This is a genomic window from Lwoffella lincolnii, assembly GCF_002014765.1.
Taxonomy (GTDB): Bacteria; Pseudomonadota; Gammaproteobacteria; order Pseudomonadales; family Moraxellaceae; genus Psychrobacter; species Psychrobacter lincolnii.
This window is the reverse complement of sequence record NZ_MUYT01000015.1, coordinates 63,400-80,576: the sequence shown is the minus strand read 5'-3', so window position 1 is coordinate 80,576 and position 17,177 is coordinate 63,400. Positions and strand designations below refer to the sequence as shown.

13 protein-coding genes are annotated in these 17,177 nt (G+C 44.6%); 6 read left to right on the top strand and 7 right to left on the bottom strand.

The window, feature by feature from the left end; translation table 11 throughout:
• Window positions 1–135: 135 nt before the first annotated feature.
• From plsB to B0682_RS08720, 3 genes are all read left to right on the top strand, one after another.
• A complete protein-coding gene (plsB, locus tag B0682_RS08730) occupies window positions 136–2,781 on the top strand; it encodes a glycerol-3-phosphate 1-O-acyltransferase PlsB (protein WP_205760131.1) in 2,646 nt (881 codons plus the stop codon).
• A gap of 369 nt (window positions 2,782–3,150) precedes the next feature.
• Complete coding sequence (locus B0682_RS08725) at window positions 3,151–4,704, top strand: DEAD/DEAH box helicase (RefSeq protein WP_078308293.1); 1,554 nt, start codon at window positions 3,151–3,153, stop codon at window positions 4,702–4,704.
• A gap of 113 nt (window positions 4,705–4,817) precedes the next feature.
• A complete protein-coding gene (locus tag B0682_RS08720; RefSeq protein ID WP_078308320.1) occupies window positions 4,818–6,095 on the top strand; it encodes a lytic murein transglycosylase in 1,278 nt (425 codons plus the stop codon).
• 225 nt (window positions 6,096–6,320) lie between these two features.
• On the opposite strand, the gene B0682_RS08715 is transcribed toward B0682_RS08720, so the two are convergent.
• The 3 genes from B0682_RS08715 to murI all read right to left on the bottom strand — a co-directional run bounded on the left by B0682_RS08715 (window position 6,321) and on the right by murI (window position 9,030).
• Window positions 6,321–6,611: a hypothetical protein gene (locus tag B0682_RS08715; RefSeq protein ID WP_078308292.1), complete on the bottom strand. Its 291-nt coding sequence runs from the start codon at window positions 6,609–6,611 to the stop codon at window positions 6,321–6,323.
• 81 nt (window positions 6,612–6,692) lie between these two features.
• Window positions 6,693–7,730 carry a DUF4062 domain-containing protein gene (locus tag B0682_RS08710; RefSeq protein WP_078308291.1) on the bottom strand — a complete coding sequence of 346 codons (1,038 nt, stop codon included), beginning with the start codon at window positions 7,728–7,730 and terminating at the stop codon, window positions 6,693–6,695.
• Between the two features lie 316 nt (window positions 7,731–8,046).
• On the bottom strand, window positions 8,047–9,030 hold the full coding sequence (gene murI, locus B0682_RS08705) for a glutamate racemase (RefSeq protein ID WP_240494952.1): 984 nt from the start codon (window positions 9,028–9,030) through the stop codon (window positions 8,047–8,049).
• Between the two features lie 235 nt (window positions 9,031–9,265).
• Between murI and B0682_RS08700 the strand changes: the two genes are divergently transcribed.
• Window positions 9,266–10,927 carry an electron transfer flavoprotein-ubiquinone oxidoreductase gene (locus B0682_RS08700; RefSeq protein ID WP_078308288.1) on the top strand — a complete coding sequence of 554 codons (1,662 nt, stop codon included), beginning with the start codon at window positions 9,266–9,268 and terminating at the stop codon, window positions 10,925–10,927.
• A 95-nt stretch (window positions 10,928–11,022) separates the two neighbouring features.
• Here the strand turns inward: B0682_RS08700 and B0682_RS08695 are convergent, their stop codons facing one another.
• Window positions 11,023–11,358 carry a hypothetical protein gene (locus B0682_RS08695; protein ID WP_240494951.1) on the bottom strand — a complete coding sequence of 112 codons (336 nt, stop codon included), beginning with the start codon at window positions 11,356–11,358 and terminating at the stop codon, window positions 11,023–11,025.
• A 10-nt stretch (window positions 11,359–11,368) separates the two neighbouring features.
• Entirely contained in the window at window positions 11,369–12,262 is an 894-nt protein-coding gene (locus tag B0682_RS08690; RefSeq protein ID WP_143823344.1) for a DNA/RNA non-specific endonuclease, read from the bottom strand.
• A gap of 199 nt (window positions 12,263–12,461) precedes the next feature.
• Here B0682_RS08690 and B0682_RS08685 point away from each other — a divergent pair, with 199 nt between their 5' ends.
• Complete coding sequence (locus B0682_RS08685) at window positions 12,462–13,028, top strand: c-type cytochrome (protein ID WP_078308286.1); 567 nt, start codon at window positions 12,462–12,464, stop codon at window positions 13,026–13,028.
• 212 nt (window positions 13,029–13,240) lie between these two features.
• On the top strand, window positions 13,241–14,284 hold the full coding sequence (gene tsaD / locus B0682_RS08675; RefSeq protein WP_078308284.1) for a tRNA (adenosine(37)-N6)-threonylcarbamoyltransferase complex transferase subunit TsaD: 1,044 nt from the start codon (window positions 13,241–13,243) through the stop codon (window positions 14,282–14,284).
• 84 nt (window positions 14,285–14,368) lie between these two features.
• Here tsaD and B0682_RS08670 read toward each other — a convergent pair whose 3' ends face one another.
• The gene (locus tag B0682_RS08670; protein WP_078308283.1) at window positions 14,369–15,274 is read right to left on the bottom strand and encodes a LysR family transcriptional regulator; all 906 of its coding nucleotides are present in this window, start codon (window positions 15,272–15,274) and stop codon (window positions 14,369–14,371) included.
• A 155-nt stretch (window positions 15,275–15,429) separates the two neighbouring features.
• A complete protein-coding gene (locus B0682_RS08665) occupies window positions 15,430–16,974 on the bottom strand; it encodes an outer membrane protein transport protein (RefSeq protein ID WP_078308281.1) in 1,545 nt (514 codons plus the stop codon).
• Window positions 16,975–17,177 lie beyond the last annotated feature (203 nt).

Here is a 17,177-nt window from a genome sequence, read left to right as displayed (position 1 = left end):
TTGCAATTATGGCATCATAGCATCATATCATGTTGTGAACACATTTTTAGGTAACCCATGCTGAATCGCCGACGTAACAGACACCTTTCCCCATCATCAAGCCAATCAAAATCAGATGACCGTTCATCTGTCTTTATGCCATCTTTATTTAAAAACCTATACCGAAAGGCATCTGGGCAGGCATTGGCGGTGGCGGTCAAACCGCAACTGGTTGGTGAATTGCCTGATTTAAGCCCCAACAAAGATACCCTAACCTTTTATGTGCTAAAGGACTATTCTCGCTCAAACAGCGTGTTGATTGATTTACAAACCCAAGAACATCATTTGCCTCCCGCATTGGTGGGGGTGCAAGATGCCCGTTTTGGCATTGATGAACATGCAGGAATTTTGTTTTTACATCACCCCAATGCTAATAATGGCAATAATACCAGCAAAGCTAACTTGGCATCAGGCAAATTATCACCAAGACTGGCAAGATTGGTGGCGGCAAGTTTGGCTCACCCAGAGCTGACCATTCGTTTGGTGCCTGTTACCATCATTTGGGGAAGAGCACCTGAAAAAGAAGACTCACTGTTTAAGCTGTTGGTGGCTGATAACTGGCAAGAGCCTAGCATCAGCAAACAGCTGTTTAACATTGGCATCATGGGGCGAGACACTTATGTGCAGTTTCACAAGCCCATGTACCTTAAGGACTTGATTGCCCAAAGTGGCACACACGGCAATACCGACAACGCAACCCAACCACATAAGCCATCTGCCAGCACAGCTCTATTAACCACACAACAAGCCCAACAGTCATTAACCCTTAGTATTCATCATCAGCTGACTGTCTTTTTGGATAAACGCCGTGCCAGCATCTTAGGCCCTGACTTATCAGACAAACGCAATGTCATTGACAAGCTGTTATACTCGCCTGCCATTCGCCACGCCATTGAGCAAGAAAGCCAAAAAACAGACAAACCCATCGCCAGCGTCCGCCAAAAGGCCCGCAGTTATCTTAATGAAATTGCCACCGACTATTCTTATCCTGTTATCCGTTTTTTTGAGCATTTTTTAAATTGGCTATGGACGCAACTATATGATGGTGTGCAGGTACAGCATTTTGAACGGATTCGTGAATTGGCAGATGACCATGAAATCATCTATGTACCATGCCATCGCAGCCACATTGACTATCTACTATTGTCCTTTATCATCTATAAACATGGCTTATCCATTCCTTATGTGGCGGCAGGCAATAACCTAAACATTCCTATTTTGGGTAAAATACTCAGAAGTGCTGGGGCGTTTTTTATGCGTCGTAGCTTTAAAGGCAATGAATTATACGCCACTGTGTTTAAAGAATACGTACACAGCATCATCTGTCGCAATCAGCCCATTGAATACTTTATTGAAGGGGGTCGCTCACGCACAGGTCGATTACTGCCACCCAAGCTTGGCATGATATCAATGACAGTGCAAAGTCACTTGCGTCAAGCAAGCAAGCCGATTGTGTTTATCCCCACCTATATTGGCTATGAACGCATCATGGAAGGGGCAACTTATGTGGGAGAACTCAAAGGCAAGCCCAAAGAAAGCGAGTCCCTACTTGGGTTGTTAAAGGTCAGCCGTAAGATAGAACGCATCTTTGGCACGGTACATCTGAGCTTTGGTAGCCCACTGTATTTGCAAGACTTTATGGATAAATTTAATGTTCAAGCAAACCATGCTCGAACCAACAAAGACACTGATGATGCTGACATCATTGTGTTAACAAACACCATCACTCAAATGGTTGAAAATATTGGGGTAAAAATCTTACAAAACATCAACAAAGCCGCCGTGGTTACGCCAGTATCACTGCTTGGGCTGGTGCTGTTATCCACCCCAAAATCAGCACTGGACGAAGACAGTTGTCAAAAACAGCTTGCATTGTATCAACGCCTTGCAAGGGAAATGCCTTATGATGCCGACACCACCATTACCCAAATGACCCCAAAAGCCATCATTGATTATGGCATCAAACTTAAGCTGATTGAGCGGACACCGCACATCTTAGGCGATATGATACAAGTGGCGAACAATCAAGCGGCTTTATTAAGCTACTTTCGGAACAACATTTTGCATGTGTTCATTTTGCCCTCATTTTTAGCAGCATTGATGGCAGGCAATGGACGCTTAAGCAGAACACTGGTACATGACATCACCAGTTTGTTGTATCCATTTTTACAAAGTGAACTGTTTTTAAAATATTCTTCTCGCAATCTTAACAAAACCATTGATTGCCAGCTGGATAACCTAATTGAGCTGGGCTTGATGGTGGATTTGGGAACAGACATATTGGCAGCCCCTGAACAGCACAGTGAGCCATACCAACAGCTGAAACTGCTTGGCTCACCTGTGGAGCAAAGCCTTGAACGCTATTTTATGACCTTGGCATTACTGGCACAGCAAGGCTCAGGTAAGCTCAGTGCTGAGCAGGTGGTTGATTTAAGCCAGCTACTGGGGCAACGCCTATCAGTGTTACATGCCGATGACATTCCTGATGCCTTTGACCGCTCCTTGTTCACCAGTTTTATCAATGCCCTTATCCGCCTAAACTATCTACACACTGATGCCGACAGCCAGTGTTTGCAATTTGACCAACGCATCAAGAACATCGCCCACTATGCCCGTTATGTGCTAAAGGCGGACACCATGCAAATGTTGCATCAAATCTCTGATTTAGATGACAGCGAGATTGAATACGCCATCAATGAGATGACGGCAAAAAAACAAAAGAAATTTGCCTTAAAGCGGTGATGTCTGTGTTATAATCTGTTTTTGCTGATTGATAACATCGCCACCGATTGGGTCTGGAGACGACCTATTGGCTTGATTTGTCAGGCTCACACGCCTGCACAAGCCTTAATAATTGTTGCCGATGATTTTGCTGTTGGCAGTTTGCCAACCATTCTTTGGTAACAACACTCAAAATACGTCTTAAAACAACGACAAATTATCCAAGGAATGTCCGTTGTTTTTGTCTTGATTTATGCTTGCTTGTCCTTAGTTTAAGTTTTTTATTTAAGCTTTTTTAAATCAAACAAGCTTCTTGTGAATTGACGCTTATCGCTGTTGTGCCATTATTTTTTGCCAATATCAGCTGGCAAACCCCATCATGGACATATCATGCACAACACCCAAACCATAAATAGCAACCCCACAATCCATACCAATGCCAATGCTAACCCAACAGACTGCATAAGCTTTGCTGATTTGGCATTGTCAAAGCAACTACTCAAAGCATTGAATCACAGTGGATATGATGCGCCCACACCCATTCAAGCCCAAGCCATTCCCCTTGCCCTGGCAGGTAAGGACTTGCTGTTGTCTGCCCAAACAGGCAGTGGTAAAACAGCAGCATTTGTGTTACCTGTTTTGGACACCATTATCCGTAACCAACCCAAAAAATCTCAGGTACATACCGTCATCTTAACCCCCACTCGTGAACTTGCCAACCAAGTGAGTGACAGCGTACGCCGTTATAGCTCACAGATGAAAGATGTGTTCAGCGTGCCATTGGTTGGTGGTGCTCCTTATCATGGACAAATCCGAGCCTTAAAAAAAGGCGTACAAATCATCATCGCCACCCCAGGGCGGTTTATTGACCATATGAACGCTGGTCGCATCGATTTATCTGCTCTTAACATGTTGATACTCGATGAGGCTGACCGCATGTTAGACATGGGTTTTGCCGATGACATCAAAGCCATTATGACCGCCACACCTACCAGCCGTCAAACCATCATGTCTTCTGCCACTTGGGACGGAGCGGTGGGGAAAATCGCCGAAAGCTTCACCACTGACCCTAAACGCATCGCCATTAAGGTGCAGTCTGCTCATATTGAAGAGTTCGCCTATTATTGTGATGATTTGCATCATAAAAACAACTTACTAGATGCCCTGCTCAATGACAAAAATCGTGGGCAAACCATCATTTTCACTGCCACAAAACACAGCAGTGAAACCCTTGCCAATCGCTTAAACGAAAAAGGGCATAAAGTCCGCTACTTGCATGGAGACCTACCACAATCCAAACGCAACCACATCACAAGCGATGTTAAAGCAGGTAAAGTGGACATTTTGGTCGCCACCGATGTGGCCGCCCGTGGTATCGACATCAGTGGCATCACCCACGTCATCAATTATGACATGCCCCGTCAAGTTGAAGACTATGTCCATCGCATCGGACGCAGTGGGCGTGCTGGTCGTACAGGCATCGCCATGAACTTATGTGGCATTGATGACCGCAAACAGCTCGATGCCATCAATCGTTATTTAAAACGTCATATGACCATCGCCAAAATAGACGGCTTAGAACCGAGTATCAACACCGCTGACCGCCGTTTTGATGAAGAAAAAAAAGGGCGTAACCGTGGTCGCCGTGCCAGTCAACGAAACCGCTTTGCCAATGACAGTCGTGGCAGTCATGGCAACAACCATAGCAAAAGCAATAACAACAGCAAAAGCGACAACAGAAACGAACAAACTTTTAACACAAAAAAAACCAACAACAGGCAAGATGGCTCACAATTCAAACGCCACAATCATCTGAACCGTCCAAACAAAGTCAGCAGAAATGGCAAATCTGACAAGTTTGGTGATGTGCCATTTTTTACCAAAGAATTGGCTGCCAAAGGCAGAAAATCAGCTAAGGCAAAATTTGGTAAACAACATCATTAAAAACCAATCGACATTACCCATGGCCCATTTATTTTGTACTGAAGGATTTTGTCATGTCTATTCATTCTCACACCAATGACGCTCACTTTGATGTTCGCCCTAAGCGTCAATATATCAATGTCCATGTTGCTGTTTTGCCCATGGCAATCACAGCAATCACGGCGATGATGCTGACCAGCCACGCCGCCGCCAAACCGCCTGCTCCCAATCTGTCCAATGCCGAGTTTCAGCAGTGCTTGAGCCGTTTACAAAACAGCAATCAGTTTGCCAGCGTCCGCTCAAGCTTTGCTCGTTATCGCCCAAGCCAACCTGACCCCAGCGTCATACAGTCGCTTAACCATCAGCCAGAGTTTCAAAAGAATGTTTGGGATTATTTGTCTGCATTGGTCGACGCAGAGCGGGTACAAGATGGCGTTCAAGCCCGCCGTCAGTGGGCAAACACCTTAAGCCAAATTGAACAGCGTTATGGGGTTAAGGCTGAAGACGTGCTGGGCGTGTGGGGTGTGGAATCCAATTTTGGCAAAACTTTGGGTAAAAAACCATTGATTAAATCTTTAGCAACCTTATCTTGCTTTGATCGCCGTCAGTCATATTTTCGGGGTGAGTATGCCAATGCGTTAAAAATCCTTGAGCGTGGCGACATTCACATACATGACATGACAGGTTCTTGGGCAGGGGCATTTGGGCAAACGCAATTCATGCCCAGCACTTTTTTGGAATTGGCGGTTGACTTTGATGGTGATGGTCGCAAAGATTTGGTCAACAGCGTGCCTGACGCACTGGCTTCTACCGCTAACTTTTTGGCAAAACGGGGCTATCGTTATGGCGAGCCGTGGGGCTATGAAGTCAAATTGCCAGCTGGCTATTGGGCAGTCAGTAACCGTAAAAACAAAAAACCCATGAGTCACTGGCGTAATCAAGGCATCACCCTGGCCGATGGTCGCCCTTTACCCAATGACTTAAACCATGCAGGGTTGTTGTTGCCTGCTGGATTGAATGGTCCTGCGTTTTTGGTGGGCAAAAACTTTGACACTTTTTATTCTTATAATGCGTCAGAGAATTATGCCTTAGGCATCGCTCAGCTATCACATTTGATTAAAACAGGGCAGACCAATGTCCACCCAAATTCAACTGGCTTTGTCCGTGCATGGCCAACTGATGATGCTGGCATCAGCCGTCGCCAAGCCAGAGAAATTCAACAAGCGTTATTAAATGCAGGCCATGACATTGGTGACGTTGATGGCATCATTGGTGACAATACCCGCCGTGCTATCCAAGATTACCAACGCCGTCATGGGGTGATGCCTGCTGATGGTCGGGCTGGGCAAAAATTTTATCAACTGATAATGGGCAACTCATCTGATTGGTCTGATAAAAGTTCGCTTCGATAGCCACAATTCAATCACCAACCACACACAAGCCAAGGTAATCCCATTAAATCATGATTAACCATGCTTAAAATCAACAATACTTAGACAACCATTAGACAAATGTCTAAAAAATACCCAATGACAAAATTCCCAAACAAAAAACCCCCAAATAATCAGTTGGGGGTTTTTTGTTTGGGTACTGTTTTAGCCAAATTAGCAGTTCATCTTAACATTCAACACTGAATATTAAACGATTGGCGGTGGTGTCACATTATCATCATCTAAATCTGCTGGGGTTTTGGATTCCCATTTGCCATTTTCTTGCCAAGTCGCATCGCCCCAATCGTCTTTGGTGGCGTCTTCGTCGTCCCATTCGGCGTATTGTTCAGTGGCATTAATTCCACGACGCTTCATGTCAGCGGTTTGTTCTTCTAAGGTATGATATTGGTCAGCTTGACGCATGGTCTCTGCCAACTCATCAAGCTTTTGAATGCGTGCGTCAGTATTTTGTGTGTCAGTGTTTTGTGTATTTGTCATGATGTTTCTCCGATAACCGTACCAATAACCGCACCAATAACCGTACCAATGATGATGGTCATGGTGATGATAATCAATCTTTTACTCAGCCAAAGCCTTTTTGGCTTTATCTGTCACTTGATAAAAGTTGCGTTTGCCACGCCCACCCATTTGAGCAACCACAATCCAACCTGCCGCCAATAGTTGCGATTTTACCCATTCCTGCTCAGCCGTGGCAACTTGCGTGCGTGACACCGCATGAGCATTGGGTCTGACATCTTGAACCAAATCTAAGGCTTGTTCATGCACTAAGTCATTAACACACCGTTGAATGCCTGTGCTGGTGAATTGCGTCTGTAGGTCATTCAACGCTGTGACAATGTCTCGCCACGCCACCACCGCTAAAAATGACACTTCGCTTAGATTGCCACCTTCATAAGCATGGGTGGAGAAGTTAAGCATGATGTCATCACTCAAATCAATGACGATGTCAGAGAGTTCAGATGACAGATCTTGGGCTTGATCATCATGGTCTGTCATTTTGCCATTAAGTGTCTTGACATCAAAGATGAAGCTTTGGGTCGGTGGTGCTTCGCTTTTTTTGATGGCATTAAAGGTGGTTAATAGCGTCTCTTCGATGATGTTTTCTGTTCTTATCCAACCTTTGGCAGGGTGTTCAGAAAGCATTTGTAAATAAGGGAATTCAAGCAGTTGTTCAAGGTCTGTTTGGTCATCATAGTACAAGATTTTCCCTGAATTTTGTTGTTCAATCAAGCGGATTAAATCTGTCAGCTGGCGTGACAGACCTTTTTGTGTGCCACGACCACTGTGGATTTTTCGCAAAATCAGCATGGATTTATTTTTGGTTCTGGCATTGATGTAGCTTAAGTGCAGTTGGCTGACACCTGTATTATTCGGCTTGCCATAGCTGTCACCGATTAACAGCAACACATAATCACACTCATCAATGCGACGGCGACTGTGATTGCTTGCCAGCACATCACCCAACGCCAAATCAAAAGTCAAAAATGCTCGGTGTTCAAAATACAACACCAATGCGTCCAATGATGATGATTGGTCATCATTGGCACATATGACATGAATATGATAACGGCGGTTTGGCAAAGTAACCTCAAGCATGGTGACTGATGGAAACAAAAAGCAGTTAGCGAGATTGGCAAGGTGCTAAATTTTTAAATGGCCATTTTCAAATGGCTAAATGGTACACCATGCCCAAAAAACAAAGACGATAAAAAACGATAAATAAAACAAACCGTGTTATTTATCAATACCGTACTGTTATTAAGTTAAATATAAAATTCTAACATAGCCCCAGCAAAATGCGAATGGCAAATGACAAACATTTATCAATTTTTTTGTATCATTTGTTTTGTGTCACTTTTTTAATCGACCCATCATTCTTATTTAATCCTAATTTTATCAACCATCATTTTTATCAACCATCAATGGCATCAACCATCACCTCTTCACCACAGAGCTTTATCACCAATTCACTCAAGCCTTGCGTCATTGCCGTGGCAAAAAATTGCAACTGATGTGGATTGGGTTTGCTGTGTCGATTGCCAAAGTGGTTGCTGACCGCTAAGGTGTTTTTTTGTGGTATGTTTTTTTGTGCTATCAATAAGCCTTGCTCAGCCAATAATTGCTTCACTCGCCGTGCGACGGCATCGCCAGAGTCAAACAACGCCATGTCATGTCCTTGAACCACCATTTGATTTAATAAAAATTCCTTAAAAAATGGATAATGCGTACAGCCCAGCACAATGGCTTGTACCCCTTGTTTGGCAAATTGCATCAGCATCTTACGAAGTCGCTCAGCGGTGGCATCTGTCGGTGGCATGCCCCTCTCTACCCAAGGCACTAACGCTGGTTCATACCATCTACTCACCCTGATGCCATAGGGTGTGGCAAATTGAGCCATCACATCATTAAGTAGTTGTCCATGCAAGGTTGCCATGGTTGCCAATACTGCCACATGGCTGCTCAAGTGGTTGCTCAAGTTGGCAGATGCTTGGGTCAGTTGGGCGTTTTTGGCTTGCACATAAGCCAAAGCAGGTTTTAATGCTGGCACAAGACCCACGATGGGTATGGTTAGATATCGCAAGCGTGCTTGATTCAACGCATGGGCAGAAGCACTGTTACACGCCACCACCACCAGCTTGCACCCCTGCGCTATTAACCAATCAATGCCAGTTAAGGTCAAATGGTTGATGTCTTCGGCGGTGCGACTGCCATAGGGGACATGCTTGGTATCGGCATAATACAGATAACGCTCGTAAGGCAGTTGTTGGCGTAAGTGTCGATATACCGATAGACCACCTACCCCCGAATCAAACACACCGATGGGGCTATCTGCTGTCGGTGTTGTGCATGCGATACGTAATAGGTGAGCATCAAGCAAAAGGTTGGTTTTTGACATGGCTAAGGACATACCCTGTTATGGTTGATGGCATTCATGTTTATTGCTGATGTTGATAAAGAAAATATGTCATCTAAAAATTCAGTAACCCTTTAGTCACGCTTTTATAGCATATTTTTCGTGAAAATGATGTTTATCTTTTATAATAGCTGATGAATGTGATGTTTTTATTAAATTTACCAAACGTTTTAACAACCATATACAGAAAATTGATTATAAATTATAAGGAGTTATTATGCAGGCTATAGAACGAGAGTCGATGGAATTCGATGTTGTCGTCGTCGGTGGTGGACCTGCTGGATTGTCTACTGCCATTCGCTTACGTCAGCTGGCACAACAAGCAGGCAATGAAGAGTTTATGGTTTGTGTGGTTGAAAAAGGTTCTGAGTTTGGGGCTCATATTTTGTCAGGTGCGGTGATTGAGCCAAGGGCATTAGACGAGCTTATCCCAGATTGGAAAAGCAAAAATGCCCCTGTGCGTGTAACAGCAACCGAAGACCAATTTTACTATTTACGTTCTGCCACCAAAGCCACCCGAGTGCCTGATGCTTTGATACCCAAACCCATGCACAATGAAGGCAACTACATTGTTTCATTGGGCAATGTGGTGCGTTGGCTGGCGGAGCAAGCCGAAGAACTTGACGTGATGATGTTCCCTGGGTTTGCTGCTGCTGAAATATTGTATAACGATGATGGCTCAGTCAAAGGTGTGTTGACAGGTGATATGGGGGTGGCAGCAGACGGCTCACATAAAGCTGGCTATGAACCCGGCTATGAGCTACTTGCCAAATATACGGTATTTGCCGAAGGTTGCCGTGGGCATCTGGGCAAACGCTTAATCAGTCGTTTTCATCTGGATAAAGACACCGACCCGCAACATTATGGCATCGGACTTAAAGAGCTGTGGGACATCAAACCTGAAAAACATCAAGAAGGTTTGGTGATGCACGGCTTGGGCTGGCCATTGACCGAGACTGGTTCAACAGGAGGCTGGTGGTTGTATCATGATGAAAACAACCAAGTCAGCTTTGGCATGGTCATCGATTTGTCTTACCATAACCCATACATGTCCCCCTTTGACGAACTACAACGACTAAAAACCCACCCTGTTATCCGTGATATTTTACAAGGAGGCACACGGGTGTCCTATGGTGCAAGGGCATTGGTCAAAGGTGGGTTAAACTCACTGCCCAAACTGACCTTCCCTGGTGGGGTACTGGTTGGTGATGATGCAGGATTTTTAAACGCCGCCAAAATTAAAGGCACACACACGTCAATGAAATCAGGCATGTTGGCGGCTGAAGCCATTTATGAAGCGGTCAGTGCTGGTCGCCAGCATGACGAAGTCATCGCTTATACCACACTGTATCAAGACTCTTGGTTGTATCAAGATAATTATGAAGCTCGCAACTTTGCCGCTGCCACGCACCGCATGGGAATGTTTATGGGCGGTGGTTTTACGTTTGTTGAGCATAACCTTTTGGGTGGTAAGATGCCATTGACCATCAATGACACCACGCCAGATTATTCTCAACTAGAACGCTCAGCACATGCGTTTATACCAAAATATCCCAAATCTGATGGCAAGCTGACCTTTGATAAGCTGTCTTCGGTGTTCATATCCAACACCAACCATGCCGAAGACCAGCCTGTGCATCTAAAATTAACCGATTCGAGTGTGCCGATTGGAGTAAACTTACCTATTTATGCTGAGCCTGCCCAGCGTTACTGCCCTGCTGGGGTGTATGAAGTGGTACAAAAAGCAGATGGTGCTGAATTTGTCATCAATGCCCAAAACTGCGTGCATTGCAAAACATGCGACATCAAAGACCCATCACAAAACATCACTTGGGTAACGCCAGAAGGGGGTGGTGGACCGAACTATCCTAACATGTAAAATTTATATAAAATTTGACATGACATCAAAAACCCAATGATTGAACCTTTCAAATTATTTATTTATTGGATTTTTTGTCAAGTTAACCCTGTAGATTACAAAAAAGGATTGCTGACTTGTTGGGTGTTTAAGGACAGAGTAGTTTGACTCTGTGGCTCATGATTGGTGGTAAAATGCTGTGTTCCTAACACCTGCACAATGCGGTTTATCAATGTCTGTAGCGTTTTGGCATCTTTTAATCCTTGGGCATTTTGGTACAAGTCAATATCACCATAGATGCTGATTTTGTCTTCTTGATTTTCAATGATAAGGTTGCCCACCTGCATGCTTTGGGCATTGTTTTGATAAGGGTCTATCATGGCATCTCTCCACCAACCTGACTGACATTTGATGCCCAAAATACTGAGCAGATGGCTAAAAATATTGAACAAAACCCACGGATTAACCCAACTGGTGCAATAGCCACCGCACCACTTTGGTGATGACAATGATCCACCAAGGGGCATCTTGAGCTGTCATGTCATCATGTTGTGCGTCTGAATGTTGATTGGACAATGACAACAGCATCGCTTGAGCTTTCACCGCTTTATCCAGTGCAGGCATGGCATCTATGCCTGTCAGCATCGCCAGCTCATCAAGGCTAACGACCACCACCCGCCCAGACGCATCATTACTGGCATAATAAGCGGCTGCTTGGTTCAATTCTGGCACATAAACGGCTTTAAATAAATGACTGGGAACAAGCACACGCCCATTAATCTGGGTCAAGTTTGCTGTGGCATAGCCCACACCTGTTACCACATACGCTGAGCCATGCTTTTGGGTCAGATAACGGGTATGGCTCTCAACATCTCGCCAAACATAACGGTTTAACTCAGGCGTTTGTGGGGTGATGTTGGCAAGGCTAAAGCTTTCATATTGTTGGGTCAGCGTTGCCATGTCTGCATTGGGTGCCATATGCCCCCTGTCATAACCACTGCCTTTATAGTCAGCCAAAGTTGCTTGCTTGTTAATCGGTAGACGGCTTTCTGCATGGAAGTTATCACGACGCTCAAGCTTGCCAGCCGCTGTCAATCGCCGACGGTCAAGATACTCTGCAGACCATAACGGCGTGCGTGCCACCCCTGAATACATCACCGCAAAGCCAGAAAAACAAAGCGGTACAGTCTGTACAGTCAACTTATCCTGTGAATAAGCTGGTGGTTGCCCCATGGCAAACATCTTTTGACAATCAGCAAACGGCTGGGCATGGGCAATCATGGGCAACACCAGCATGAACAACACACACCCAAAAACCGCCCCCACTTGGCATATCTTATTTATCAACATCATCATCGTATCACATTGTAAATATTACATTGCAAACTTCAGGTATCACATTATAACAAGTAGTATAACACGCCTTATCCCAAGCATTGGTAGCATCTGATAAATTATGTTATGATAGCAATATAAACATTGTGGTTTTAATAAATTGTGATTTTAATAAATGCTTATGTGCATAAAATGCTTATGTAGATAAAAGGATAAAGTTATGAAAACAACGCAACCCACCCAATCAAATAAACTTGCCTTAGCCTGTAAAAGTGGTACATTGGCAATGATATTGGCATTGACTGCATGTGGTGGCAGTAATGAACATACCGCCGCCGTTGATAAAGTTGATGAAGCCGCCGCCGCCGCTCGTGAAGCCACCCCAGAGCCAGTGCTTGATGAACCTGCCACCATCACTGCCAACACCCCACCTGCTGACACTGCCGTGGCAACAGCTGATACCGTAAGTGAACCGCCAGAATCAGCAGCCACCACCGAACCCACCGCTACCGATGCAGGGGGTGATGTACAAGCAGCGGCAGCAGGCGTGGGTAAAGAGCTATACGACAGCAAATGTTCAGTATGTCATAACGCTGGTGTGGCAGGTGCTCCTAAGCTAGATGACGCAGCTGCTTGGCAAGCTCGCTTGGCACAAGGTCAAGATGTCTTATATCAAAGCGTCATCAATGGCAAAGGGGCGATGCCACCTCGTGCCACTGCCAACGATGCAACAGACGCAGAGTTAAAAGCAGCGGTTGACTATATGACTGGTCAGGTCATCAAGTAATTGGTCAGATAATGCCACTGAATGAATCAAACGGTCAGCCAAACATTGGTTGTTATTTGGTTGATTGTTCTTTGGTTGTGTTCTTTGGTTGCAAGTAAGGTCGCCATTGTGTCAGCACTGGCGACTTTTTGCATAACGGCTGATGCAGCCATTTGGGCAAAAATTGTGTGGATAAAGACAGATTGTGTGGACAAAAAGAGTGTGTGGATAGCATGAAAGTACTGGGATTAGAGACATCTTGTGATGAGACAGGACTGGCAATTTTTGACAGTGAGCAGATGAGCAAGCCACATCACGGACTGCTTGGGCAGGTGCTGTATTCACAAGTGGAGCTACATGCCATTTATGGTGGCGTTGTGCCTGAGCTTGCCAGTCGTGACCACATTCGCAAGCTTGTGCCACTGTTAAATGAGTTATTAGCACACTGTGAGCTAAACAAGTCTGATATTGATGCCGTTGCCTTTACCAAAGGGCCGGGGCTGATAGGGGCATTGATGACAGGGGCGTTATTTGGTCGCAGTTTGGCGTATGGTTTGGGCGTGCCTGCCATCGGTGTGCATCACATGGAAGGACACCTGCTTGCTCCGCTCATCGCTAACCCAAACTTAAACTTTCCGTTTGTCTGCTTATTGGTCTCTGGTGGACACACACAACTGCTGGCGGCTCATGGTTTGGGTAAATATGAACTGCTTGGCGAGTCCATAGATGATGCGGCAGGTGAATGTTTTGATAAAACTGCCAAAATGTTGGGTTTACCTTATCCGGGTGGACCTAATATCGCCAAATTGGCAAACAATGGCAATCGACACGCCTATGATTTGCCCAGACCCATGCAACATAAGGGATTGGATTTTTCATTTAGTGGCATGAAAACCGCTGTGCATAATCTGATTAAAGACACCAAAGGAGCTAACCACGACTGCAAAATCAGGGCAGACATCGCCGCAAGTTTTGAGCAGGCAATGGTCGATACCTTAACACAAAAATGCGTCAAAGCCCTTAAACAAACTGGCTTAACCCATTTGGTCATCGCTGGCGGAGTCAGTGCCAATACGTATCTACAAGAGCAGTTGACAAAAGCCCTTAACAAAATAAACGCACAAGTACATTATGCACCGCCTGCCTTGTGTACCGACAATGGGGCAATGATTGCCTATGCTGGTTATAAACGCTTACAAGCAGGGCAACAAGATGGATTAGCCGTCAGTTGTGTTCCACGCTGGCCCATCAGTGATTTGCCAAGTGTCAATGTTTAAGTGCCAATGTTTAAGTGCCAATGTTTAAGTGCCAATGTTTAAGTGTCAATGAACCAGCATGACATCAACACAAATAAGCCAATGCTAGAGTGTGGCATTTGCTAGGGTGTGGCCTACCATTGAAGTCAACAACTCAGCAAACCCTTGCATATAAGGAACTTCTTGGCTATGACTGCGAGTGGCAGCATACAACTGACACATGACTCCTTTGCCTAAAGGTTTTGAGACCACCCAACCTTTTTTTTCATAATCTTTCACCACCCAGTCAGGCAGTGCCGCCACGCCTCGCTCACTGGCAACCAACTGTATGAGCATGGGCGTTAACTCTGTGGTACGGATATGGGCTGGTGTTACTTGAGCAGGGTTCAAAAAATGAGCAATCACATCTAAGCGGTTGCTATCAACAGGATAGGCGATGAGTGTTTGGTCTGATAAATCATTGGGCTGTATGTCAGACTTATCTGCCAATGAATGGGTGGGGGCGAGTGTCAAACGGCTTTCGTATTCAAACAAAAACTGATATTGAATGCCTGTTATCGGGGCGTTGTGTGTGGTAATCAGTACGTCAATTTCTTCATCTAATAATAGCTGATGTGGGTCTGGCTCAAAACCACTGGCAAAATCCAACTCCACATCTGTCCACGTTTGTCGATAGGCATTTAATATTGGCATTAGCCAATCAAAACAGCTGTGGCATTCTGATGCCAAACGTAACCGTCCTGTCTGTCCATGTGCCAATCGATGAATGGCGGTTTTGGTCTTGGTAACATGCGGTAAAATTTTATCAGCAAGCTTTAATACTTCATTGCCAGCAGGGGTAAAGCTGACAGGGCGACTGCGGTTGATCAGGTTGACACCATAATAACCTTCAAGTTCTTTGAGTTGATGCGAAACCGCCGAAGCCGTTACATGTAGCTCATCAGCAGCAGCTGCCAAAGAGCCATGAGAACGCAATGCGGTTAAAGTGTATAAGTGGCGTAACTCTAGCATAAAATGCCTGATGATGCTGATGGTTAAGACAAGGTATGAATGGTGTTATTATACAATAATATTTTTAAATAACAGACAAAAAAACAGCTCAATAATGAGCTGTTTTTAGACAAATGGGCAGTTATTTATCTTAATAAATCATTTATCTTGATAAGCTATTTGCCTTGATAAGCAAGCTTCACACCCACGGCATAGCCATCGTTATCTTTAAATTCACCCACGACTTTACCATTAGGTAATTCGGCAGTGGCATCACCAAATTTTAAGTATTTGCCACCAACAGATAATGCCCACTCAGGTGTGAAATTGTACTTCACCCCACCACCAACGCTGTAATAGCCATTGACAGGACCTAATGAACTGACAGGGTTACCAGCACCAGAGTCCCAGCCCACATTAACCGAGCCTGAGAGTTTGTCATTAAAGCGTTTGCCCAGTCCCAAATCCACTTTCCATTGGTCTTTGCTGTATTGAACCAAATTTAACCCTTTAGGATATTGGACTTTAGATGCGGCATGATATAAAGGCGGAGTGATTTTAAAGTCACTCCAAGGTACCCAACGCACATCAAGCGTACCTAATAATTGATGTTCACGACTGATGCCAGTCTGTAGGTTGAAGTTCACTGATTGTGGCGTGGTGATTTTGACTTTATCTGCATTCACCACATTTGCCTCAATGCCTGATTTCATGGTGGGAGACAGATAATTTAAAGAAGGTAAGCTTTCACCAATCGGTGCTTCATAATCAATTTCAGAACGATACGTCACAGCGGCTCTAAAGGCAATCTCAGGAATGCTATAAGCGGCACCTGCCACCCAGCCGAGCTTTGTTTGTGGGCTGACGTGAGCATCGTAGCCAGCTGAAGTCAGATAGGCAGGCCCACGTAACGCCACATCTGCTTTGACTTGTTGTAGGGCAGGACCGCCATAGATTTGCAAATTTTTATTAGCACCAAATTTGGCACCGACTAACATGGTTAGGTTGTTGGTGCGAATTTCAACATTGGTACCTTGACCTTCGTGAGTTTCAGCAGTTTTTGCAATATTGCCGACAGCGACGATTTTGTTCAATGCATCGTCAACAACTTTCTCAGTAACCGCCTTTCTAGCCAATTCATTGACTTGATTAGCAGGTAAGTTTGAATTTTGGGCACGGATTTGTAGTTTGACAGCTTCGGTTAATTCTTTTTTGACAAAACTGGCAATTTGTCGCTTAATCAGACTACCAGCATTTTGGTATTGTTGAGCAGTCTGAACGATTTCAGCTCTGGGTTTAAGTGCCAAAGGTGTGCCTGCAACCAAGGCAGCATAAGTTGAATCAGCGCTTTCAGTGACAAAATTACTATTACCTTCATATTGAGCCGCTGCACCAAACGGCTCGTCATATAAGACACCCACGCTAAAGGTGTCATTCACATCTGCTTTAACGCCGTAACGAAAAAAATCATATTCTTTGGCGGCATCATTCACAGGATTGCCTTTTGTGTATTTTTTTAGGTCGTCAATTGTTAAGTGAGCATTATCATGACCTGTAACATTGGCATCGATATGAGTATAAACGGCTTCGGCGTAAGTGCCATCTTGTAAAAAAGCGGTCACATCTTGCCCTGAGCGGTCCATGGCAGCGGCAAAGCTCAAAGATGATGTTAAAGCGGTGGTAACACCAAGGGTAAGTTTGGTCAGTGAGAAGTGAGACATGGGTCTTCCTTGATAAATGGATAAAATGAAACGTTGTGGGATATTTGATTGATGAAAAATCAAGTTGGTTTACTTGACGTGATGGATTAGCAAGGAACTTGCAATCATTAATATGAATTATCTTAAACAAATTTGGTTGTAATGGCAATAAAAAAACCAACAAAATTGCATAAAAAATGACCTTAATGTCATACATTGTTTGG

Excerpts from the sequence above, each read along its gene's own strand:
- plsB (WP_205760131.1), top strand. The coding sequence starts at position 136 with ATGCCATCTTTATTTAAAAACCTATACCGAAAGGCATCTGGGCAGGCA.
- B0682_RS08725 (WP_078308293.1), top strand. The coding sequence starts at position 3,151 with ATGCACAACACCCAAACCATAAATAGCAACCCCACAATCCATACCAAT.
- B0682_RS08715 (WP_078308292.1), bottom strand. The coding sequence starts at position 6,611 with ATGACAAATACACAAAACACTGACACACAAAATACTGACGCACGCATT.
- B0682_RS08710 (WP_078308291.1), bottom strand. The coding sequence starts at position 7,730 with ATGCTTGAGGTTACTTTGCCAAACCGCCGTTATCATATTCATGTCATA.
- murI (WP_240494952.1), bottom strand. The coding sequence starts at position 9,030 with ATGTCAAAAACCAACCTTTTGCTTGATGCTCACCTATTACGTATCGCA.
- B0682_RS08700 (WP_078308288.1), top strand. The coding sequence starts at position 9,266 with ATGCAGGCTATAGAACGAGAGTCGATGGAATTCGATGTTGTCGTCGTC.
- B0682_RS08690 (WP_143823344.1), bottom strand. The coding sequence starts at position 12,262 with ATGATGATGTTGATAAATAAGATATGCCAAGTGGGGGCGGTTTTTGGG.
- B0682_RS08685 (WP_078308286.1), top strand. The coding sequence starts at position 12,462 with ATGAAAACAACGCAACCCACCCAATCAAATAAACTTGCCTTAGCCTGT.
- tsaD (WP_078308284.1), top strand. The coding sequence starts at position 13,241 with ATGAAAGTACTGGGATTAGAGACATCTTGTGATGAGACAGGACTGGCA.
- B0682_RS08670 (WP_078308283.1), bottom strand. The coding sequence starts at position 15,274 with ATGCTAGAGTTACGCCACTTATACACTTTAACCGCATTGCGTTCTCAT.
- B0682_RS08665 (WP_078308281.1), bottom strand. The coding sequence starts at position 16,974 with ATGTCTCACTTCTCACTGACCAAACTTACCCTTGGTGTTACCACCGCT.